Annotated in this window: 1 rRNA gene; it reads left to right on the forward strand. The window is 56.6% G+C overall.

What is annotated here, in order from left to right:
• Nucleotides 1-491: ribosomal RNA gene (locus QSK36_RS43090) — 23S ribosomal RNA — on the forward strand; the annotation flags it as partial.

The following is a 491-nucleotide window of genomic DNA, read 5'->3' on the forward strand; positions in this document are numbered from 1 at the left end:
GTACCCGTAGGAGAAGAAAACAATTTAGTGATTCCGTGAGTAGTGGTGAGCGAAAGCGGAGGAGGCTAAACCGTGCGCGTGTGATAGCCGGCGGGCGTTGCGTGTGCGGGGTTGTGGGACCTTCCGGAGGAGACCGCCGTCTCTTCAGGCAGTGAGAAATCGGTGGGGTAGTCGAACGCTCTGGGAAGGGCGGCCGTAGACCGTGATAGCCGGGTAGGCGAAATCTTGCCGACTGTTGGGAGTGTTCCCGAGTAGCACGGGGCTCGAGAAATCCTGTGTGAATCTGCCAGGACCACCTGGTAAGCCTAAATACTTCCTGATGACCGATAGTGAACGAGTACCGTGAGGGAAAGGTGAAAAGCGTCCCGGTGAGGGGTCGTGAAATAGTACCTGAAACCGTGTGCCTACAAGCCGTAGGAGCGTAGTCGTCTTCGGGCGGCTGTGATGTGACTGCGTGCCTTTTGAAGAATGAGCCTGCGAGTTATGGTGTG

This window comes from Microbispora sp. NBRC 16548, from assembly GCF_030268985.1.
In the GTDB taxonomy this organism is placed as follows: Bacteria; Actinomycetota; Actinomycetes; order Streptosporangiales; family Streptosporangiaceae; genus Microbispora; species Microbispora catharanthi.